Origin of the sequence: Methylocystis sp. H62, from assembly GCF_015709515.1 — a bacterium.
GTDB lineage: Bacteria > Pseudomonadota > Alphaproteobacteria > Rhizobiales > Beijerinckiaceae > Methylocystis.
Map to the genome: position 1 here is coordinate 1 of NZ_JADNQZ010000034.1, position 20181 is coordinate 20181.

Annotated in this window: 19 protein-coding genes and 1 pseudogene; 8 read left to right on the forward strand and 12 right to left on the reverse strand. The window is 58.8% G+C overall.

Annotated features, from left to right (window positions below):
• Nucleotides 1–33: 33 nt before the first annotated feature.
• Entirely contained in the window at nt 34–3009 is a 2976-nt protein-coding gene (locus IYY11_RS01815; protein WP_196402495.1) for a Tn3 family transposase, read from the reverse strand.
• A gap of 1018 nt (nt 3010–4027) precedes the next feature.
• Here IYY11_RS01815 and IYY11_RS01820 point away from each other — a divergent pair.
• The 3 genes from IYY11_RS01820 (at nt 4028) to IYY11_RS01830 (ending at nt 7181) form a co-directional block, all read left to right on the forward strand.
• Entirely contained in the window at nt 4028–5320 is a 1293-nt protein-coding gene (locus IYY11_RS01820) for a glycosyltransferase (protein WP_196402496.1), read from the forward strand.
• Between the two features lie 12 nt (nt 5321–5332).
• Nucleotides 5333–5563: an IS1096 element passenger TnpR family protein gene (locus tag IYY11_RS01825; protein ID WP_196402497.1), complete on the forward strand. Its 231-nt coding sequence runs from the start codon at nt 5333–5335 to the stop codon at nt 5561–5563.
• A gap of 112 nt (nt 5564–5675) precedes the next feature.
• Nucleotides 5676–7181 carry an amidase family protein gene (locus tag IYY11_RS01830; protein WP_196402498.1) on the forward strand — a complete coding sequence of 502 codons (1506 nt, stop codon included), beginning with the start codon at nt 5676–5678 and terminating at the stop codon, nt 7179–7181.
• Between the two features lie 42 nt (nt 7182–7223).
• On the opposite strand, the gene IYY11_RS01835 is transcribed toward IYY11_RS01830, so the two are convergent.
• The 5 genes and pseudogenes from IYY11_RS01835 to IYY11_RS01850 all read right to left on the reverse strand — a co-directional run bounded on the left by IYY11_RS01835 (nt 7224) and on the right by IYY11_RS01850 (nt 9444).
• A complete protein-coding gene (locus IYY11_RS01835; protein ID WP_196402499.1) occupies nt 7224–8108 on the reverse strand; it encodes a hypothetical protein in 885 nt (294 codons plus the stop codon).
• A gap of 8 nt (nt 8109–8116) precedes the next feature.
• Nucleotides 8117–8515, reverse strand: a complete 399-nt coding sequence (locus IYY11_RS22625) for a hypothetical protein (RefSeq protein WP_246719557.1) — start codon at nt 8513–8515, stop codon at nt 8117–8119.
• A 162-nt stretch (nt 8516–8677) separates the two neighbouring features.
• Nucleotides 8678–8824: pseudogene (locus IYY11_RS23580) on the reverse strand (helix-turn-helix domain-containing protein); the annotation flags it as partial.
• 96 nt (nt 8825–8920) lie between these two features.
• Entirely contained in the window at nt 8921–9208 is a 288-nt protein-coding gene (locus IYY11_RS01845) for a type II toxin-antitoxin system RelE/ParE family toxin (protein ID WP_196402501.1), read from the reverse strand.
• Nucleotides 9205–9444, reverse strand: a complete 240-nt coding sequence (locus tag IYY11_RS01850) for a CopG family ribbon-helix-helix protein (protein WP_196402502.1) — start codon at nt 9442–9444, stop codon at nt 9205–9207. Before IYY11_RS01850 ends, IYY11_RS01845 begins: the two co-directional genes overlap by 4 nt.
• Nucleotides 9445–9571: 127 nt before the next feature.
• Between IYY11_RS01850 and IYY11_RS01855 the strand changes: the two genes are divergently transcribed.
• Nucleotides 9572–9790 carry a hypothetical protein gene (locus tag IYY11_RS01855; protein WP_196402503.1) on the forward strand — a complete coding sequence of 73 codons (219 nt, stop codon included), beginning with the start codon at nt 9572–9574 and terminating at the stop codon, nt 9788–9790.
• Nucleotides 9787–10740, forward strand: a complete 954-nt coding sequence (locus tag IYY11_RS01860; RefSeq protein ID WP_196402504.1) for a tyrosine-type recombinase/integrase — start codon at nt 9787–9789, stop codon at nt 10738–10740. Before IYY11_RS01855 ends, IYY11_RS01860 begins: the two co-directional genes overlap by 4 nt.
• Before the next feature lie 318 nt (nt 10741–11058).
• Here the strand turns inward: IYY11_RS01860 and IYY11_RS22630 are convergent, their stop codons facing one another.
• Nucleotides 11059–11388 carry a hypothetical protein gene (locus tag IYY11_RS22630; RefSeq protein WP_246719558.1) on the reverse strand — a complete coding sequence of 110 codons (330 nt, stop codon included), beginning with the start codon at nt 11386–11388 and terminating at the stop codon, nt 11059–11061.
• An 81-nt stretch (nt 11389–11469) separates the two neighbouring features.
• On the reverse strand, nt 11470–11790 hold the full coding sequence (locus IYY11_RS22635; RefSeq protein ID WP_281431657.1) for an HTH domain-containing protein: 321 nt from the start codon (nt 11788–11790) through the stop codon (nt 11470–11472).
• 207 nt (nt 11791–11997) lie between these two features.
• Here IYY11_RS22635 and IYY11_RS01870 point away from each other — a divergent pair, with 207 nt between their 5' ends.
• Complete coding sequence (locus IYY11_RS01870; RefSeq protein ID WP_281431658.1) at nt 11998–13056, forward strand: IS110 family transposase; 1059 nt, start codon at nt 11998–12000, stop codon at nt 13054–13056.
• 318 nt (nt 13057–13374) lie between these two features.
• Here the strand turns inward: IYY11_RS01870 and IYY11_RS01875 are convergent, their stop codons facing one another.
• Nucleotides 13375–14235, reverse strand: a complete 861-nt coding sequence (locus IYY11_RS01875) for a hypothetical protein (RefSeq protein WP_196402505.1) — start codon at nt 14233–14235, stop codon at nt 13375–13377.
• A gap of 207 nt (nt 14236–14442) precedes the next feature.
• Here IYY11_RS01875 and IYY11_RS22640 point away from each other — a divergent pair, with 207 nt between their 5' ends.
• Both IYY11_RS22640 and IYY11_RS01885 read left to right on the forward strand, forming a co-directional pair.
• Nucleotides 14443–14805 (forward strand): hypothetical protein, encoded by a 363-nt coding sequence (locus tag IYY11_RS22640; protein ID WP_246719560.1) that lies wholly within the window; start codon nt 14443–14445, stop codon nt 14803–14805.
• A 1060-nt stretch (nt 14806–15865) separates the two neighbouring features.
• Nucleotides 15866–17269 (forward strand): TolC family outer membrane protein, encoded by a 1404-nt coding sequence (locus tag IYY11_RS01885; RefSeq protein ID WP_246719561.1) that lies wholly within the window; start codon nt 15866–15868, stop codon nt 17267–17269.
• A gap of 39 nt (nt 17270–17308) precedes the next feature.
• On the opposite strand, the gene IYY11_RS01890 is transcribed toward IYY11_RS01885, so the two are convergent.
• The 3 genes from IYY11_RS01890 to IYY11_RS01900 all read right to left on the reverse strand — a co-directional run bounded on the left by IYY11_RS01890 (nt 17309) and on the right by IYY11_RS01900 (nt 20132).
• Nucleotides 17309–17962, reverse strand: coding sequence for a hypothetical protein (locus IYY11_RS01890; RefSeq protein WP_196402428.1), 654 nt, complete (start codon nt 17960–17962; stop codon nt 17309–17311).
• A 245-nt stretch (nt 17963–18207) separates the two neighbouring features.
• Nucleotides 18208–19344, reverse strand: a complete 1137-nt coding sequence (locus IYY11_RS01895; RefSeq protein WP_196402429.1) for an NAD(P)/FAD-dependent oxidoreductase — start codon at nt 19342–19344, stop codon at nt 18208–18210.
• Between the two features lie 134 nt (nt 19345–19478).
• Nucleotides 19479–20132: a class I SAM-dependent methyltransferase gene (locus IYY11_RS01900; protein WP_246719549.1), complete on the reverse strand. Its 654-nt coding sequence runs from the start codon at nt 20130–20132 to the stop codon at nt 19479–19481.
• Between the last annotated feature and the right edge of the window lie 49 nt (nt 20133–20181).

Genomic DNA, 20181 nt, shown 5'->3' on the forward strand with positions numbered 1-20181 from the left:
GGGGTCAGCGCAGAATCTTCCCGAAATTGTACTCTAAGCCGCATCGAGTAGCTCAGAGCGGGGGTTTCTGAGGGGCCGGAAGGCGTTTTGGAGCGGCTCGGTCGGCCAAACATAGTCCCCGTTGAAGGTGATGTGCTCCCAGCCGAGCGGCGCGATATGAGCGAGCAAATCGTCACGGACGCGTTCTCCGCTGGAGCGAAGCTCGGCAACGGCGTGGCTGAGATAGACCGTATTCCAAAGGATGACGGCCGAGACGACGAGATTGAGACCAGAGGCCCGATAGCGCTGATTTTCGAACGTCCGGTCGCGGATTTCTCCGAGGCGATGAAAGAACACCGCCCTGGCGAGCGCGTTGCGGGCCTCACCCTTGTTGAGCCCGGCGTTTGTTCGCCGCCTCAGACCCGGGTCGCTGATCCAGTCGAGGGTGAAGAGGGTGCGTTCGAGCCGCCCGATCTCCCGAAGCGTCTTCGCCAGCGCATTCTGTTTGGGGTAAGCGGCGAGCCGACGCATCAGGATCGACGGCGCAACCGTTCCAGCTTTGATTGACGCCGCGAGGCGCAACGTCTCATCCCAATTTTCGCCGATGATGCGGAAGTCGATAGCGCCGCCGATCATTGGGTCGAGTGATTTATATGTGGCGCGAGCATCAGCGACATAGAGCCGGCGATCGGCAAGATCGCGAATGCGCGGCGCAAATCGAAATCCCGTGAGATGGCAAAGACCGAACACGTGATCGACGGCGCCCGCCGTGTCCGTATAGTGCTCGCGGATGTCCAGCGAGCATTCGTGGTGAAGCAACCCGTCCAGAATATGCGCGGCCTCGCTGGCGTTGGCGGCGATGACCTTGGTGTGAAACGGCGCATACCGATCGGAGACATGCGTATAAAACTTGACGCCCGGCTCCGAGCCATATTTGGCGTTGTAGTCGGCGCGCGCCTCTCCATGGCCGCCTGCCTTGAAAAATTGTCCATCCGACGATGACGTGCCGCCGTCGCCCCAGACCCTTGTGAACGGCTGCGCGTGGATCGCTTCGATCAGACACGCGAGCGCCGTCTGATAGGTTTCATCGCGAACATGCCATTCGGCGATCCAGAGCAATTTGGAATGGCTAAATATTTTGGAGCTGCGCGCCATTCGGGCGAGGCCGAGATTGGTGGCGTCCGCGAGTAATGCGGTCATCAGCCCGACGCTCTCCTCGGGCGGCGCGCCGGTTCGCAGATGACCGAAGCGCTCGGCAAATACTGTCCAACCATTGACCTCGGCGAGAAGCTCGGTGATGCGCAGGCGCGGCAACATGCCGTAGAGCCGCCGCGCGATATCGTCTACTTCATCGTTCTCGTCTTTGCGAATTGGACTGATCGATAATCCCTCTGCGGTTATGGCCGCTTCGACAAGTTTGCCTGCCGACGCGAGCGCATCAATTTCACTGAGCCGCGATTCAAGCAAGGCCGTTCGCTCAGTGCGCCAATCCTCGAAGCGATCCGGGACGGCAAGCCCCAATTCGCCTTCTTGTCGTCGTGTGACAAAAGCCTCTGGCGGCAGAAGAAAATCGCCGAAGGCGCGGAAGGCGCGGCTGCCCTCGACCCAGATATCTCCGGACCGCAAACTGTCGCGTAACGTCATCATGACTGCGACCTCATAGGCCCGACGATCAACCGCAGATCCTCGTCCAACGAGCTTGCGCCACGTCGCTTTCAGAAACGCTGTGGGCGGACGCTGCGGGAGTTGGCTCGGCCGCGCCGCATAAAGTCCGCGCAACAGATCGAGCGCGTCGAGCAATGAGTCGTTTGGCTTCCATGAGCGGAACACAAATGCGTTGAGCAGGACCGGTATCATCCGGCGCACCGTCGGATATCTTTCGACGATTTCGGTCAGATTATCTTCGCGCGTGTTGGTGACGACAATTTCTGTTTCCGCGACGAGCGCTCTCAAGCGTTCCCAGCCGAGCGAGCGTTCGACAGCCGCGTCTTGGTCCTCTCCCGATTCCTTCGCGGCCAACATGGCTTTCGCCATATGAAGAAGCGCTCGCGCCGAAGCATCGAGCGCTTTCGCTCGATGGACAACATTTTCTCTGTAGGCGCGTTCGGCGCGACGGTAGACACCGCCAAGCATCTTATCGAACATGACCAGCACCGCGTCCGTGAGGATCGCTTCCATCTCGCGGGCGAACACGACCAGAGTCGCCGTTCGGCGCGGCGTGTCGAACCGCGAAAGATGCTGAGCGCTGAGAATGGCCGTTTCCTTGGCGATCGCCCTGTAACGCGCGCGATGAATCCGTTGCTCGCGATCTGGACCGACGCCCAAGCTGCGGATGAATTGCAAGCGCTCGACGACGCGAACTAGGTTCTTCTGCGTCGGCGCCTCTGGCCAGTCACGCAACCAGGCAAGCTGCGTGCGGTCTCTATCGTTTCTGACTGCTATCAACGCCTGCAGTGCGGCGATCGTTTGTTGTTCCAATCCCTCTATAAGATTCGTGTGAGCCTGCTTTCGGGCGCGAGCGCGTGCCGCCAAGCCAATGCGTTCCAAAATTGTCGGCGCAGGCAATAAAATGCCACGGGATCTCAAAGCCTCGATCATGGCTGCAACGATCGCATGGCCACGATCCGTGCCAATCGCTTCGGTCGTCGCAATCTTTGCGACATAGCGATAATCATCGCGGCTGAAAGGACGAACGCAAAGATATGACTGTATGTCGCCCAGATGCTCGCGACGGGTTTCGTCACGGTGCGCGTATTCGCTATAAACGTCCGATCCCACTCCGAGCTGTTGTGCCAAAAAGGCGACCATGTCGGAGGCGGGAGCCTCCTCACTACCGAGAACTCTGCCGGGAAATTTCAAATAGGCAAGATGCACGGCAAATCCTAATCGATTGGCGTCACGACGTCGTTGGCGGATCAATGTCAAATCATCGAGCGAGAACGTGTACTGCCGAACGATAGCTGCCGGATCTGTCGGCGGGTCGAACAACTCAGCCCGGGATTGTGGGGAAAGAATTTCGTGTTTTTTCATTGCTGGCCTCCTGCTGCGCACACACAAATGGTGGCGCTGCAGTTTGGCCGGCAATTCAAAAATCAGCATTCTTGCAAGAAATCAGAGGTCCAAATCGGGGAGGAGCTGCTTATTTCTAACCGTCCAACCGCCCTTAACGTACGATTTTGGGAAGATTCTGCGCTGACCCCGTTTCCTCCAAGGCCTTGATCGCCTCATAGACCGTATCCCGGCAACGCCGCGCGCGAGGCCAAAAACCTTCTCGCGGCGGGGCTTCAAATGCTTCGGCAAGGCGTTCGAAATAGACATGATTCCTCCGTTCGGGTTGACGACAACCCGCCCGGAAGGGGCTGATTTCAGGCAAAACAATTCCGCGCCCAGAAAGGGCTTGCATAGGATCAAATTTTCGGGGAGTATCTGACTTGCGACAGTCTTAGATATACCCCGGTTCTGCCGGGACACCGGCCCGCCTTCGAGGCGGGTTTTGTGTTTCTAGGGTCTGCTTCTCCAGAGAAGTTGCGGAAACGTCGCGCGGCAAATCACTGGCCGCGCATTCGGCCAGCCTGCCGAGATTTTGTTGATTCGTCGAGAGTCTTGTGATTTTCCGCCGGAATTACGGTCGCGAAACAGGATCACGTCAGGGATGGAAGCCGGAAGGCCGAAACCGCGTAGCGGGTTCGGTTCACGACAGCCCGACCGCGCGCGAGCGCGGAGACGCCCAAAATCACGTAACGTAAAGCTCAATAGGAACTTGGGGTCGCATTCTCGAAACTCACGAATTTTGACAATGGAGCGGGCGGAAATAGAACAACCGAGCCCAAGCAGAAGTCAGGAACCCAACAACAAGACAGGCCGCTCGTTTTTCTGGTGGGAAAGCGACACGCTCGTGGTCAACATATTGGGCAAACCTAACGCCCGCCGCGATGCCATCGGCAAGGCCACAGGCGCACAACTAAAACTCAGCGTGACTGCCGCTCCCCGCGCAGGCCGAGCCACCCGGGGCGAATGGCGCTATACCCTGACTCATTGAGAGGCCGAAATGGAGCGGCGTAAGCGGATTTTGCTCGTAACCTTCGGCACCCTCGGCGACATATATCCCTTCATCGCCATCGCCCACGCAATGCGTCGGCGTGGTCTCGACGTCGTCATCGCCGCGCCCGAGATGCATCGAGGATCGATCGAGCGCGAGGGCATCGCATATGCTCGCTTGCGACCGCACGAGAACGACATTGTCGACGCCCTCGGCGTCGATCTTGCCGGCGCCTTTCGGATCATGTTGAAGAATCCGTATTTTATCTTGGACGAAATCTATCTTCGCTTCCTCTCTGAAACCTACGACGACACCCTGTCCGCACTGGAAGGAGCGGACGCCATCGTAACGCACAATCTGCTCGTCGGCGCAAATTTGGCCGCCGAAGCATGCGGCCTTCCGACCGCGAGAATCGCTCTTGCGCCATTGTACGTGCAGTCAGCTGCGGCACCGTCGCTGACCCCGCCGGCGCCCTACATCCTTCAACCTGGGTCGCGCGTGGCGATCGGATTCAACAAATTGGTCCGCTCCCTCATACGGACCGGAGTGAACATGCGGATGAAACGTTTCAACGCCTTCCGGAAAAAGCTCGGGCTGCCGCTCTCACGCGAGGACTTCTTCCTCGACTTTGGCGGGAAGAACAGCGCATCAAAAATCTTCGGCCTCTATTCGCCCCGTTTCGCGTCACACCCGGATGGGCCGGTCAATATGGAGACTCCGGGATTTCCCTTCTACGAACCTCGAGACGAAAGCAGACGCGGGCTCAGTGACCCTTTGAGGATCTTTCTATCCTCGGGGAGCGCGCCCATCGTCTTCACTTTGGGATCCTTTGCTCCGCAAGTGTCTGGCACTTTCTACGACGTCAGCATAAGGGCGGCCCGCGCCCTTGGGCATCGGGCGATCTTGCTCGCCGGGTCGAAAGACGCCGAGAGGCTCACGGCCTCAGTCGGTCCAAACGAATTCGTCTGCTGCGAGGCGCCGCACAACGAGCTCTTCCCCTTCGCCTCATGCGTGGTACATCACGGCGGGATCGGAACGACCGCCCAGGCCTTGCGAGCGGGCAAGCCGCAATTGATCGTTCCATTCTTTGGCGACCAGCCTGACCATGGGGAACGCATTCAGCGTCTGCGCCTCGGTCTCGCGTTGAATCTCTCCAGCTACGATCTGAGAAACGCCACCTGCACCCTCACCAAGCTTTGCGACGGCTGCTATTTGCGCGCCGCGCAGGATTTCGCTCTATCCATGTGCACAGAACACGGGGTCGAAGCGGTTGCCGATTGGGCGGAAGGCGCTTCTAATTAGGTATTCGGACTCGTGGCCAAGGCTGAACGCTTCGTGCAAATCAAGGTGACTTTGAACGACACCGGCTCGCCGATATGGCGTCGGCTTGTGCTGCCCACCGCGACAGCTTTAGAGGATTTGCATTTCATCTTCTTGGCTGCGATGGGCTGGGAAGGCGCAGACATCTTCACGCTTTCCATGCAGCGGGGCGAGAATATGGCGATCCTTCTTAAATCGAAGACGCGGTGGATGAGGGCCGCATGACTATCAGTGGACTCGATTGGGCGTCTCTCGATTTCGTTACCCGCAAATCGAAGCAAGTGAACTCTCGCAATTCAACGCTATCGACATCGACTTATCAGTAAGGCCTCTCAGCATGACCGAGCTTCTCTCTCTTGACGCCACAGACCAGATTAAAGCCTTGACGGCGAAACATATTAGCGCGCGTGAATTACTCGAAGCCAGCATTGCGCGCGCCGAAGCCCTTGACGCGCAACTGAACGCGGTAGTGGCAAAGGACTTGGATCGCGCCCGCACAGAGGCGCAGAGCATCGACGAGCGCCGTGCGCGAAGTGAAAATCTTGGCCCGCTCGCGGGCCTGCCAATGACCGTGAAGGATCATTTCGACATAGAGGGATTTCCCGCCTCCTTCGGCGGCGACGCCAGCCTGCTCAATCGTAAGGTGAAGGACGCCGCTGTCATAAAAAAGGTTCGCGGTGCCGGCGCGGTGATCTGGGGAAGGACGAACCTGGCTCTCTATGGCGGGGACGTTCAGACTTACAACGCGCTTTACGGGACAACGAATAATCCTTGGGACGTGACTCGCACGCCGGGCGGTTCGTCCGGCGGCTCGGCGGTCGCGCTTGCAACTGGTATGACGGCGCTGGAGATAGGTTCTGACATCGGCGGTTCATTGCGCCATCCGGCGAACTTTTGCGGCGTATTCACGCACAAGCCAACCTATGGGCTCGTTTCGCAAGGCGGTTTCTGCCCTGCGTCGGAACCGGTCCTCGCTGACATGGATTTAGCCGTGATTGGTCCGATGGCGCGTTCCGCCCGCGATCTGAGGCTGCTTTTGTCAATCATGACGGACGCGGAAATTTCCGCACAAGCGCCATCCATGAAACTCAAAGATGTGAACGCCGCCGTCTGGTTCGATGAGTCCAGCTTCGCGCTCGATCCAGAAATCAAGGCGCCGCTTGCAGCCTTCGCCGAGAAACTCGCGGTGGCGGGCGCCCATGTCGAGGCTGTGACATGCCCAGTTGCGACCGAACCGATGATGTTTGCTTATACAACGCTCCTTTATGGTGTTTTGGGTTCGATGTATCCGTGGCCAGTCCTTGCGTTCTACGCGTTGCTGCGAGGACCGGCGAGACTGGCGCTCGCCATGGGTGCGAAGCCGCTCTCATTGGCCCAGGCCCTGGTCGGCTTGACGGCGCGTCATCGCGAATGGCTCGTCGCCAACGAGAAGCGCGCCAAGACGAGCGAAGCCATGCGGGAATTCTTCTCGCGCTTTGACGTGTTGATCGCTCCCGTCGCTCCGGTCGCCGCATTTCCGCATGACCACGGACCGCTTCCGCTGCGCCGCTTGACATGTTCAGACGGGCGCGTGATCTCATATCTTGAGATGATCAATTGGATCGCAATCGCGACCCTTCTCGGGTTGCCTGCGACCGTAGTTCCCGCGGGATTCACGAAAAGCGGCTTGCCGGTGGGCGTTCAAATCATCGGCCCGCGCGGGGGCGATGCGCTGACCCTCTCTGTTGCGCAGGCGATCGAAAAGGAGATCGGCGGCTTCCGCGCGCCGGCCTTGATGCAGGCGCATGAAATGAACCCGCAAATGGAAGCAAGTGAACTCTCGCAATTCAAGACTTCCGCATGAGTCGCGTGACATTGTTTTCCATGGTATTTCTGCATTCGAAAGTTACTGTCGTAAGTCTCTCACCTGCTCCCCGAAAGACCGCCCCCGCCTTCCGGCGACGATGGCAAGCATATTCACAACCGAGCAGGTTCCTTCTGCGCAGAGCGCGGCCGTTTGAAAATCCGCAGTCCGCTTATGCTGAAGCGCAAGCGCGAGGCGCACCGCCGCTTTCGCGTGCGCGCGTGCTTCCTCATTGCTGGCCCCTTTGAAGTCATTCTCGAAGATTGCGCCCAACATCTTTTTTGCGTCGGTGTCGCTCGGCGTCACGCCGTCAGACGAGGCGTGACGACGCGGATCATAGACCTCTTGCGCCACCGAAATCAGAGCCTCGCGACAAAGCAGGCCAACAGCCTGGTATTGCTCTTCGGAATTCGCGGTGTCCAAACGCAGCCGCATTTCCTGAAGTTGCCGGTCGACTTTCTGCCAACCTGTCGGCTCTTCAAAGACCGCGACGCGGCTCCCCGACTTTTGCGCCCCGAAAACCGGCTTGCCTGAAATTTCCTTGATCGGGACCAGTTCCCAGCCGTCCGCTGCAAGCTCCTTGTTCAACGAGCTTACCAGCTCTTTGGTTTCATCCGTCACCGGCCTGACGACTGGATGAAGACTTTCGCAAAGGAAGGCCAGAAATTCGTTGTCGGATGCTCGCAGCAGGTTAAAGCGGGAGTCATAGAACACCCAGTCGGGGTCCCAGTCGTTATTTCGGACGCAATGCTGATGAATATCGCCCGCCGCATTGCGATACCTGTAATCGTTCGAGGGGAGCGTCGTCAGGTCATAGAGGCGCGCCAGGAAGGCGTCATCGTCCAGTCTGCCAGTCGAGTTGACCCCGCTTGCGCTGAAAAGATCAATGATCGCGCGCCGGGTGACTTCGGATATTTCGTTCGTCATCGCCGACCTCAAAAGCCCAGCCGGAACCGCCTGGGCACAAACATTTCCTCCAAGACCTTGCTCGCCGGCACGACGACCAGGTAGCCAACCTGGAGTGGGATTGGCGTCTTGTCCTTCCAGCTATCGTTCGTGATTTTCACGGACCGAAACGCCGAATAGACGGCCGTTCCTAAACCTTCGATCTCCCGCAGCAGCTTTTCCAGATCATCGCTGTAGCTAAGTTTCTCGGCGAAGGACGTTGCCCCGCCGAGGTCCAGCAGATCGCGCACATAGTCGAAAAGAACCGCGGCCGATTCCTTTGCTTCGCGGGAGATTTCTTCGTCGGCGTTCAGCGTGACCGCTTCCGCCGCCTCAGAGAAACGCGAGAGAGCTTCGCCGCTTCCGATGCGGGTCGCCTTGACCGGCAAATGATCCGGGAACTGTTTAGCTCGTTCCCCCTCGCCTAACGCTTTCGCCTCTTCGAGGAGCTTTGAAACGGTCGCGACGAACTTGGGATCATCGAATGTCTCATGGTTTTCATGGCCGAGTCCTCGCGCTAGACACCGGCGCGTTGTTACGCTTGCGCCCTTGCCCGCTTCGATCCTTTGGATCGTGCGAACGTCGAGGCCGCAGGAGGCCGCCAGCGCGTCTTGCGACATGTGTTGAGTTTCGCGAAGGCACTTCGTCCAGAACCCGAGAATTTTCGGGTCCAATATGCGTGCAGTCGAATTCTTCATTGGCAGCCTCACCGTGACATGCCCAGAATGTATTTTCGGCAGACGCTTTCAGCCACGGCAAAGACCCGACAGCTTCCCGACAGCGAGCAGCTTCCCTCAGTTGAAGCTTTCCGGCCATTGGCGCGCGCCGTGAAAGACAGCGAGGATTTCCACGTCATCGCCGCGCACGCGATAAGGCAGAATGAAAGGCGTGTCCGAGACGACCAGCTCGCGCGTGTCAGGAACGCGGCCCGCGTGCCCGCTATGAGGATGCGCAGCGAGCATCTCGGCTTGATCGAGAATGCGGGTAACGGTTCGCGCGGCGGCGGCCGGATTGTCGCGGGCGATGTAGTCGCCAATCGCTTCGAGGTCGCGTAGCGCCGGACTCGTCCAGCGCAGTCTCATGTGTCGGCTGCGAATTTCTTCCGCAGGCGCGCCAGCTCAGCGTCGCTGGCGAATTCGCCCCTGTCGGCGGCGGCGAGGCCGGTTTCGATTTTGCCGACCTGCCAAGCGTTGAGGGCGACGTAATTTTCGACAGCCTTGGCGACGAGCCAGTTGCGTGAGCGTTCGGTTTTCTCGGCGAGCTGATCGAGCGCGCCAAGCGTCGTCTCGTCGAGACGCACGGTGAAAGCGGCGGACATAGGGTTGCTCGTGTCGTGTTGCATGGTTCTGTCTGGTTCACCTGTAGTCTAACAGAACCACCTCGCGCTTGCTAGCCTGATTCTATATATGATAATGCCCTTTATCATACATATTGGAGACAGCGTCATGGCCTATGGGAAACTCGACGAGAGTGATCTGAAGAATGCGATTGTCCAAACCAAGGAGGCGATTCAACGCAGCCAAGACCTTTTGACGGTCGTTCGCGACAAACCGACGACCAAGGGGCTTGAACTGGTCGCGGCGTCAACGCCGCTGCTCATCGACAAGCTGGAGCAAGATTTGACGAAGCTCGAAAAGGCGCTGGCGAAGAAATCGACCGCATGAACAACCTTGCCCCCATCAGCGCCCGCGTTCCCGCCCTCGTCCGGTCCGCCGGCGAGCGCGCGCAAACGCGCTTCTGGGAATTCTTCGTCGCCAACCTCCGCAATCCGCACACCCGGCGCGCTTATGGCCGGGCGATCGGGGCGTTCCTCGCCTGGTGCGAGCGGCAGGGCGTCGCGTCGATCTTCGACGTGGGGCCGCTGCAGGTCGGCGCTTATGTCGAAGCCCTCACCCGCAGCCACAGCGCCCCGACCGCCAAGCAGCGCCTGGCGGCCATCCGCATGTTCTTCGATTGGCTGGTGACGGGTCAGATTGTTCCGACCAACCCGGCGGCGAGCGTGCGCGGCCCCAGGCATGTCGTCAAAGTTGGCAAGACGCCCGTCCTCGACCCCCAGGAGGCGCGGACGTTGCTCGACAGCATCGATGTGACGACGCCGGCGGGGCTGCGCGACCGCGCCTTGATCGCGCTGATGGTCTATTCCTTCGCGCGCGTCGGTGCGGCGCTCGCCATGAAGGTCGAAGACGTTTACGTGCAGAACCGGCGGCTATGGGTGCGCCTGCACGAGAAGGGCGGCAAGCGCCATAACATGCCCTGCCACCACAATCTTGAGGCTTACCTGCACGCCTATCTCGACGGCTGCGGCCTCACTGACGATTCCAAGGGGCCGCTTTTTCGCACCATCGGGCGCGGCAAGAACCAACTGACCTTGACCCCCCTGCCCCAGGCGAACGCCTACGCGATGATCCGGCGCCGCGCCGAAGCGGCCGACATCAAGACCAAGATCGGCAATCACAGCTTCCGCGCCACGGGCATCACCGCCTATCTCAAAAATGGCGGCACGCTCGAAAAAGCCGCCGCCATGGCCAACCACGCTTCGACGCGCACCACCCAGCTCTATGATCGCCGGCGCGACGAGATGAGCCTCGATGAAATCGAACGCGTGGTGATTTGATCCACGCTGACGACAGTGACCCATCGGTCGCTCGACATTTTCAATGTCCCATCGACAAATGCGAGCTTCGAAACAGCGCCGAGACGAATCTTATGACGAACCCGATGAGCCCGGAACCGCGGCAGATCGGCCAGGCGCCGGAGATAGCGGCTGTGGACTCGCTCTGCGTTCACCGCGCAGCTCGGGCATCCGCTTGTTTTGCTCGTGGGGCGAACAGTGATGATGGCGATCCCACCATCTTGGACAGCATTTTCAACGTGGAAACCGGGCGGTACAAAAGCCGAGGGGCGAAGGCTACGGGGCATGTCGTTGATTCCTTCAATGAACCAACACAAGCCGGCGCCCAAACTTCATCAAATATGAGTCAGAGCCATAGAACGACGCCTTGTTGACCCCGCTCTTGAGATTGTCGGGAACCAGCAGCCTCGGCGTTCCACCGAAAAAATGGAACATGCGCACATGCGCCCCGGTCCAATCCGGCAGCTTTTGCGTCCAGGTCGCCTCGGCATAAGTCAGGTTCGAGGCGCCAAGCACCGCGACGAAAATCTCCGCCGCTCGGATCTCGCCCGTCGTGGCGTCGACGATGCCAATGCGCTTGCCGGAATAGTCGACAAAAATCTTGTCGCCCGCCACATGATGTTGACGCATCACCGGCGTCAGTCGTCGCTCAAAGCCGCGAAGCAGATCGCAAAACCGGCTGTAGCCATAACCATCTGGATGCGCCGCGCGCTATTCCTCCCATAAGATCATCATGTTGACGCCGGCGCGTTTCAGCTCCCGCGCCAGTTCCGCCCAGTCCGGTTCAACCCGGCGGCGCGCGCCCGTTTTGACGACGGCGTGCGTGAATAGCCGCTTCTCCAGTGCGTCGTCGTTCAAATCCTCGGGCAGCGGCCAGCTCAAACCCGTCGCCGCCGCGCGCTTCAATTTGTCCTGGATCGTGCTGCGCGCCACGCCGAGACGGCGCCCGATCTCGCGCGCGCTCACCGCATCATGGGCGAGCCGCAGCATCTGCCTCAGTTGTCTCATGGTCAGTTCTCTCTTCGCCGGCATCCCGTTCTCCTCGTCGATCTCGACAAGGCGGAATGCCAAAGTTGCTGACCAGCGGCAGCAAACGAAAAGAGGACCCAACCCTCTCAGGCGGCCGGCTTCACTTCGGAATGGTGGCCGGCATCAATTCGGAACGGTGGCCGGAATGAAATCGGAATCCCCGGCCGGCTTGCATCGGAATTCGCACGTTGTTGACCAAGAGGCAGGAATTTGGCTGAGATAAAGATTCCTACCTGTCCTAACGCGATTGCTTCCTGGTTGGCCAACAACGCCTCTGATCTCGGTCGCGTCGGAATGGAAACAGGTCCCCTGGCGGTGTGGTTGTGGAACGAGCTTCACGAGAAAGGACTGCCGATCATCTGCATAGACGCTCGGCACGCCAATGCAGCGTTGAAGGTCCGACCAAACAAGACCGACCGCAATGACGCCGCGGGGCTCGCTCAGATCGTGCGCACCGGTTGGTTCAAGCAGGTTACGATCAAATCCCGCTCCGGATATGAACTGCGGTCCTTGTTGGCCGCTCGAGAGGTTCTGGTCCGCTCGCGCGTCAAAATCGAAAATGAGATTCGTGGTTTGCTGCGCACCTTCGGAGTTTTGTTTGGGAAATCGGTCGGCGGCTTCTCTCGGCGAGTGGATGAGATCATCAACGGCGAACTCGATGCGTCGCCCGTTATACGAGACGTGATTATCTCTCTGGCGAAAGCCAGAACCGCATTGCTGGATCGGATCGAAGATCTTGATCGACGGGTCATGGCGTCGGCGAAGTCCCATTCGACGGCTCGCCTGTTCATGAGCGCTCCCGGCATCGGCCCGATAACCGCCCTTTCCGTCGCTTCAGCCTTCGACGACGCCAGCCGGTTCAAACATTCGTCGCGCGCCGGCGCCTATCTGGGTTTGACGCCACGACGCTACGAATCCGGCGAGCTCAGTCGGAATGGGCGCATCCCCAAGCACGGCAATAAGATGACGCGCAAACATCTCTATGAGGCGGCGACGACCTTGCTCACCAGGAACATCGGCTTTTCGACGCTGAAGGCATGGGGGCTTAGGCTGGCCAAGAAAGTCGGGTTCAAAAAGGCGCGTGTCGCCGTCGCAAGGAACCTCGCCGTCATTCTCCACGCCATGTGGAAAACCAACACCGCCTTCCGTTGGAGTGCAACAGCTGCATGGTCAGATAAATGCAGCGCTGACTCCAACGGCGCGTCCCAGCCGGGACGCATGGCGCGGATCAGGCCGTCCCCTGAAATGCCGATCGTCGACTCACGATGATCAGAGCGTGGATCACTTCGGCCGATCCACCATCCGACGCCAACATGCGGCGCCCCAAGGGTCGACCGCGGAGAGAACCTTGAACCCGGCGAGAATGCGAAGGTCGCGGAATCAACGCTTGACGTCCGCGATTAGAGAACTTTTCAGGGGGCAGACCGGTGGGGCGATCATACCGCTTACGATCGAGCAGCAAGACAGTTTCTCGGCCATCCCGGCGGAAGCAGCGTCTTCCCAGCGCCCGTGCGTCCGGTCCTTAAGACCACCTCGTGGAACGAAGCCCTGCTTGGCTATGTCACGGTGCCATCGTCTTGTTTCTGCCTACCCACTATTGATGACTGAGGAAATTCGGTCATTGAAACCTTCGGTACGTAACTCAAATGTGTTCGTATCCCTCCGGTCGATGAATAAAAAGCCGCCTTGAAAATCGATGTGCTCGAACGCCATGCACAAGCTCGAGGTCCTACTAAACGAAGAAAACTTATCGTTGAAATCACCGAAGACTGGAAAGCCGGGACCGACTTTCAGCAAGTTTCTGCGGGATTCCCCAGGCTCAAGCACTAGCGCATTCCCCGAAAGATTGTCGTCCGTCCATAACGTGATCCAAGGGGGTGGTGGTTCAGGTACGGGCTGGCCCACAATTATCACTGGTCCACCCGATGCACCTCCACCCGATGCACCGGGACCTATGGGACGAGTCTGTGGGCTGATGAAGGTGTAACCGCCATACTGGTAACGCTCCAGATTCGAAGACACTGCACGGAAGAGTAAAATCGTCTTCAGGAACGGTGCCCAGACAGTTTTGTCCGCGAGCACCAGCAATTCTTTCCCTCCGGGCTGCAGCATGAAACCCAGTTCTTGGCCGTTATACTTGAGAATATCTTTCGGATCATGAAGTACCCCGTCGACGACAAAGGGGACCTCTGGGATTTGTTGTTCGATCTTCGCCAGGACGTCTGGCGGCGTAGGTTGCGAGAAAAGTGAATCGTAGGGAATGCGTTGCGGTCGTCCCTCGGGATCTTGAAGTGCGCTGGTAATTCTCTTGGCCAGGTCCTCTAGAGAACCGATGCCTTCCGCCTTGAAAGCCTCAAGCAGGGTCTCGGGTGAAAGATCCTTGAAATTGGATCTGACGACGATCTGATTGACCTTCTCGGCACTCGTTGGGGAAAGAATATCTGTCATGAGGGATCGCCTCGTCGCGCAAAACGGCCCGCAACTGAGTCGAACTCCAGCGCGGTCGCTCTTGACCAGCAGAGTGCCACTCTACCTCATCAATACATTACCGAACAGCGTGATTTCGGAATAAGGCGGACTCGGAAGGGAGTGGGAAAAAGATGGGGGTCATCCGGGTCGTGCAAGCTCGATTTTTATGAGCGAGGAGGCAGGCCTGTGACGGGAATTATCGAGATTAAGATACTTGCCGAATTTGTTGGGACCGACGGCGTCTTGGCACGGCGCGAAGTTTTCGTTGTCCGACGCAACGTGGACCAGCTTCATCTCAAAGATTTCGGCCTAACCCTGGAAGAAGGCAAGGTCATACTGCAGCGGGTGCAAGCCGAACAAACGCAATTTCAGGTCGAGCAATGCGGCCTGCGTGACCGGAATGCACAGGCTGCGAGCGGCGGCGCGCCATCCATGATTATCGAACACGTTTCATTCACACTCTGTTTGGGATCTGTCGGGTTCGCGCGCCTCGATTTCGACTCTGTAGCTGTTTGGCTCCGCATGATACGGTGCCTGCAGGTCGATTGATGGCGTTGATGGCGGGGCGAACACCCCCCGAGCTTGAGCGCGTGCAAGCGGAACTGTGCGCGCGGCTTTCCTTTCGCGAAGCGAGCCGGGTTCTTGATCTTTTCGTGCCCGCCGCCCGCCCTCACAATTACAAAAGCGTTCGAAATCGCCTCGCGCGGGTTGCAGATCGGATCGAGACGAAAGACCTGTCGAGTCCACATCGCAAGAGCGGCGTCGGACCAGGCCCGATTTCCGCAATCAATTATTGTCAGCGCTATTGGAGGATCTGCCGATTTCGAGCTCGCGAGCAGAGTCCGCGGTCAACGCCTTGGTCAACGCGCGTACGAAGAAGTTGCAGCAGATGCGCTGGTCGCCGCGCGGCGCGCAACGCGTGCTTCAAGCGAGAGCCGCTGTGTTCGATGGTCGGTTGAAATCGGGCGCATTCCATCTTGCGGCCTGACCCCCAGCTTTTTCCCACTCCCGATTCCGACAACATTGAACCACATGACGCGCGACAGGAACACCCGGAAGCACGTGAGGAATTTCTCCGTCAGCTTCTTCGTCGATCCAATTGGAAAGTGACAGCCGAAGTCGTGAGCGTCGCGCGCACGCGACTCGGTATTCCAAGGTCAACCCTTTTTCGTGTGGCGTCACGTTGTCGGAGCATCCGACTTACTTCGAGCCTCGCACAACAACAGCACTGAACTCCTGCACGCACGAATGTTACCGCTACGCGTCCAAACCGAGCAAAGAGGACCTATTTCGTCATCGAACCTTTCCGTTAACCAAATCGAAATTCAGGCCATATGAAAAGGAACTCGAGTACGGAACAAGCGCTGTGTCATTTTTGCCACGTCACCAATAAATGTCGACTGATCAGCGTTTCTCGTTCTTCCTGCGATGATTTGCTGCTGGTATAATGAAAACTATAACGGGAAGCCTCCTGATTGGCGACGGGTGTAACGGGATCAAGCCTGTTAGGCTCACGTAGCTCCCAATTTTCAAAGCGGCGTAAGAGCCCGGAAGGCTCATTCCTGCGTTGAGCAGTGCGCTTCGCGCTGGAGCGTGAGAGTGGGGTTCCATGAAATCGTTCGGTGCGCTTGCAGTCATAGGGGCAGGCCTTGCGTTGGCAAGCGCAAGTGATGTCTCAGCCGAGACAATTTCTTCTGCGCTCGCCCGGGCTTATGCGGGTAACCCGGACCTAAACGAGCAACGCGCCGACGTGCGTGCGCGTGACGAAGACGTCTCGAGCGCCTGGTCAGGACTGCGTCCCAACGCCAATATTCAGGCAAGCGTTGGCGCGCAGCGCTCGAACCTCAGGATTCCAGTGCGACTGCCGGTGATCAATCAGCGCATCCCGCTTACTGATGAATATACGGGATATCCGCGCGGGGCCACGCTGAACGTCTCGCAAAATCTCTTTGATGGCGGTCGCACGGAGAATTCGGTGCGTCGCGCCGAGTCGAGCGTATTTGAGTCGCGCGCCCTGATGCGGCTTTCTGAGCAGGAGATATTGCGTGGCGGCGCGACCGCTTTCATGGACGTGATGCGCGACGCGGCGATCCTATCGCTGCGCAAGAGCAACATCGCCGTGCTCGATCTACAGTTGCACGATACGCAGAAGCGCTATCAATCCGGTGACGTGACGAATACCGACGTGTCGCAGAGCGAAGCCTCCGTCTCCCATGCGCGCTCAGAATATTTTGCCGCCGAGGCGCAATTGAAAAGCAGCGCCGCCGTTTACCGGCAGATCATCGGTGTGGAGCCGAAACGTCTCGAGCCGGCCCCATCGGTTGAGCGGATGTTGCCCAAATCAGTGAGGGATGCGATCGACGTCGCGCTTGTCGAACATCCCGCCGTCGTCGCGGCCTTACATCGGGTGGACACCGCGGAGTCGGCGGTGAAAGTCGCCGAGGGCGCGCTTTTGCCCACGCTGTCGGTCAATGCGCAAGTATCCCAGCAGTATGACTCTTTCCTTGGACTGCCCGGCTCGCGGCAATTTTCGGCGGGCGTCAACGGCGCGCTCAATGTCCCCCTCTATCAAGGAGGAGGGGAGTATTCCTCGATCCGTAAGGCGAAAGAGGTGCTCGGCAAAGCGCGCCTCAACGCCGACGCGCAGCGCGACCGCGTTCGCGCTAACGTCGTCTCGAGCTATGGTCTGCTGGACACGGCCAGATCGCAGATCAAATCGGATCAGGCGACGGTGAAGGCGGCCGAGCTCGCTCTGAAAGGCGTTCGGGACGAGGCGCAGGTGGGGCAGCGCACGACGCTCGACGTGTTGAACGCTCAGCAGACTTTGCTCAATGCGCGCGCCAATCTGGTCATTTCCCAAAGGGACCGCGTCGTCGCCTCATACGCGATTTTGGCCGCGATCGGCAGACTGACGGCCGAGACGCTCAATCTCAATGTCGTGCGTTACGACCCTGTCGTTCATTTCGAGCAGGTCAAATACAAATGGTACGGAACCGATACGCCTGATCGATGAACCTGCGCGGCCCGGCGCCGCCCCGAGGAAACCCTGAACCTACAAGCGAGGTTTGACGCCCGACTGTTTTTCGGAATCCTCGGCCGAGGCCTCGTTCTGCCGGACAACTTCGCTGTCCATCAAGCTCACGTTGAATCGCGTGGCGTCGGGCTCGTTAAGCCAAACTTTCAAATCGTAGCTCGGACCTGATTGCCACGCCCATCCCTGGCAGTCGCGCTCGGCTTTGGGCTTTGGATGATATTTCGAATATTTCTCGCTTACTTTAAATTCTTCGATGATGAAATCGAGAAGCTCCGGACAGGTCATCTGTGAAAGGAACACGCCGTTCAGCTTGTAGACCTTGCCGGTCCGCGGGGTGAGCGCATAGTTGACGATGGAGCCGTCTTCAAATCTGCAGGAGAACTGTTTCCCGTATTCAGATGACGATGCGAAGAACTCCTCGGCGCGCATGCCGCCATGAAACGAGACCTTTCCGAAGTTGTTGCACTGCGAGCGCGCGAGTCTTGCCGCTTCATCCTTGGACATGCCGAGCGAAAAGCCCCGCAGATCGCGCTTGAGGGACTGAGCCTGGGCATCCTGCGCGCCAGAGAAGGTCAAAACAGACAGCAGAAGAACCATGAGTCGCGTCTGTCGTATGGAGCGGCTCGAGTTCAGCTGGGTTCCCTGATCGATAATCCGGCTCGAGAGTATCATTATCGATCTCCTCGCTGAAAGAAGCTGTCGATTCTAGGGAGACCAGGAAAAAGTTCGGTCAGTCAAGCGCCGCGCCTAAAACGTTACCGTTGGGCCATCTCACATTCATCTCGCTGGGGCAGACCGCCGTAGCGTTCGAGAGTTCCGTTGTTGAAATGACGCGTCTAGCCAGAGACCATCGCATCTCGCGCTTCTTGGCCTCATACGTTTACTTGTACAAGTTGATACTTGATCTGTAAACGCCGTTAGTCGATACGCGGCATCGCCTCTTCGGGAACGCGCGTCGCGCGCGCGATCGCGCGCACGCCGCTCGGAAACTGCGAGGCGAGCCATATAAGGGCGTCCTGGCCAACCGAATGCCTGAAGAACATGCTGTTCAACGGCTTTGAAACGCGCATTTGCTTCCTGACGATATTGCTGAAGCGGCGATGAAACTCATGCGACGTCGCGCCTTCGAGAAACATGTTGGCCGCCAGAACTGCGCTGCAGCTCGCCATGCCCATGCCGTCGCCAGTGAAAGAAGGGATCACCGCAATCTGATCGCCAAGCCGCCATAGTCCCGGCGGGTCCTCGGGGGAGGGATTATGCACAAAGCCATAGGGCACGCGGCTGATCGCAAGCGGGCGATCCAGCAAAGGCACGGCGCCCTCCAAGTAAGCCGCTACGTAGTCCGACTCGCTGCTGAATTGCTGCAGAACACCTTGCCAGGTTCCCCCTCCCTTGGCGAAGCGCTCCTCGCTGATCACGAAACAAAAATTGACGCGATCGTCTTCGACGAGCATTAGCCCGAGATAGCATTCCTTGAGGAGAATGAGCTCAGTCACCCACCGCAGATGCTCAGTCTTTTTCTTGTTGAAACGGTAATACATTTTCAAAGCGAGATAATCGCTTTGGCGCCCAGGCGCAGCGCGCTTGACGCCACGCAAATCGTGCTTGCCACTCGCAAGAAAAATCGCGCGAGCCGGCGCGCTGTCTCCGGAGCCGAAGGACACTTCGAAGCCGCCGTCATCCGATTGCTCGATGCGCCGCGCGGCCTTGCCGCGGATGACGTTCACGCCGCAGGACGTCGCTTGTTCGAGCAGAGCCTCGTCGAGAATTTTTCTCGATAGCGCCAGAGCCGGAAAAGGCAGCGGTTGGTCCACGCTGCGATTCCCCCGAACCAATCGCACACGGTTGATCGGTCGAGCGCCCAGGTCCACCGGGTCTACGCCAAGAGATCGCAAATTCGCGCTGACCTCACGGCTCATGAACTCGCCGCAAATCTTATGACTCGCCGACGACGAGCGCTCATAAAGATCGACGCGCCGACCCGCGCGGGATAAAGCAAGCGCCGCCGTAGCTCCAGCGACGCCGCCGCCGATGATCACGCTTGCTTCCGTCACGATACGACTCCTCATTCCACCTCTTCGCGAAGCACTTCCGGAGCGACTGGCTTGTCCTTTGGGGGCTCCTCACCGTCTGTTGAAGCGATTGTTGCGTCGATTGGCCCAAGCCAGCCGCTCGCGAGAGCGACGGGTTACGAAGGCGTGTCGCCTGGAGCGGAATTCGACCGCCGCGCCGCGAAGCAGTGCGTAAATGGCCTTGCGGGGCTCTCGTCGAGAACCCAGCCATTCTGATCTGGCCACAGCTTCGATAGATCGCGGTTGTTAAAGCCGGCGCGCACGCTCGTCTTCGCATCCCATTGCGTGATGTCGTTGCAGCCGATGACCCAGACCAGGCTGCTCGCCATGAGCGAAAAATGATCGCGACGGGGTTCGCATGCTACGAACAGCGTCGTGCGCGCCGCCGCCAATTCAAGCAAGCGGGCGAGGTCGGGGTTTTCAAAATGATGCAGAAACAGATTGGCTGAGATGATGTCCGTCGTCGCGGCGTCATGCGAAAGGTAATCGAAGACGTCTGCGACGACGCTCTCCGCCCGCCATCCGATCGCTTCAAAGGCTTGGCGCGTCTCGTCCGATAGAATGTCCTGTTGGTCGAGCAGGCGCACCGTCACGCCTTGCCACTTCGGCGCCAGGCGATTTGCGACGCCGAGCATCAATGCCCCGTCGCCGGAGCCGAGATCGAGAATGGTTTTCGGCGTCCTGTCGAAATGGCGGGAAAGCATCGTCGCCATAATCTTGGTCTGCAACATCCAGCTGTTGACGCGCTGCAGGTCGCGGCGCGACTGCATGGCTCGGGGATCGTCGCATGGAAGAGAATCCAAAAGTTCAGGATATACT

Excerpts from the sequence above, each read along its gene's own strand:
- IYY11_RS01815 (WP_196402495.1), bottom strand. The coding sequence starts at position 3,009 with ATGAAAAAACACGAAATTCTTTCCCCACAATCCCGGGCTGAGTTGTTC.
- IYY11_RS01890 (WP_196402428.1), bottom strand. The coding sequence starts at position 17,962 with ATGATACTCTCGAGCCGGATTATCGATCAGGGAACCCAGCTGAACTCG.
- IYY11_RS01845 (WP_196402501.1), bottom strand. The coding sequence starts at position 9,208 with ATGAGACTGCGCTGGACGAGTCCGGCGCTACGCGACCTCGAAGCGATT.
- IYY11_RS01875 (WP_196402505.1), bottom strand. The coding sequence starts at position 14,235 with ATGACAGATATTCTTTCCCCAACGAGTGCCGAGAAGGTCAATCAGATC.
- IYY11_RS01860 (WP_196402504.1), top strand. The coding sequence starts at position 9,787 with ATGAACAACCTTGCCCCCATCAGCGCCCGCGTTCCCGCCCTCGTCCGG.
- IYY11_RS01885 (WP_246719561.1), top strand. The coding sequence starts at position 15,866 with ATGAAATCGTTCGGTGCGCTTGCAGTCATAGGGGCAGGCCTTGCGTTG.
- IYY11_RS01900 (WP_246719549.1), bottom strand. The coding sequence starts at position 20,132 with ATGCAGTCGCGCCGCGACCTGCAGCGCGTCAACAGCTGGATGTTGCAG.
- IYY11_RS22635 (WP_281431657.1), bottom strand. The coding sequence starts at position 11,790 with ATGCCGGCGAAGAGAGAACTGACCATGAGACAACTGAGGCAGATGCTG.
- IYY11_RS01855 (WP_196402503.1), top strand. The coding sequence starts at position 9,572 with ATGGCCTATGGGAAACTCGACGAGAGTGATCTGAAGAATGCGATTGTC.
- IYY11_RS01820 (WP_196402496.1), top strand. The coding sequence starts at position 4,028 with ATGGAGCGGCGTAAGCGGATTTTGCTCGTAACCTTCGGCACCCTCGGC.
- IYY11_RS01850 (WP_196402502.1), bottom strand. The coding sequence starts at position 9,444 with ATGTCCGCCGCTTTCACCGTGCGTCTCGACGAGACGACGCTTGGCGCG.
- IYY11_RS22630 (WP_246719558.1), bottom strand. The coding sequence starts at position 11,388 with ATGCGTCAACATCATGTGGCGGGCGACAAGATTTTTGTCGACTATTCC.
- IYY11_RS01835 (WP_196402499.1), bottom strand. The coding sequence starts at position 8,108 with ATGACGAACGAAATATCCGAAGTCACCCGGCGCGCGATCATTGATCTT.
- IYY11_RS01830 (WP_196402498.1), top strand. The coding sequence starts at position 5,676 with ATGACCGAGCTTCTCTCTCTTGACGCCACAGACCAGATTAAAGCCTTG.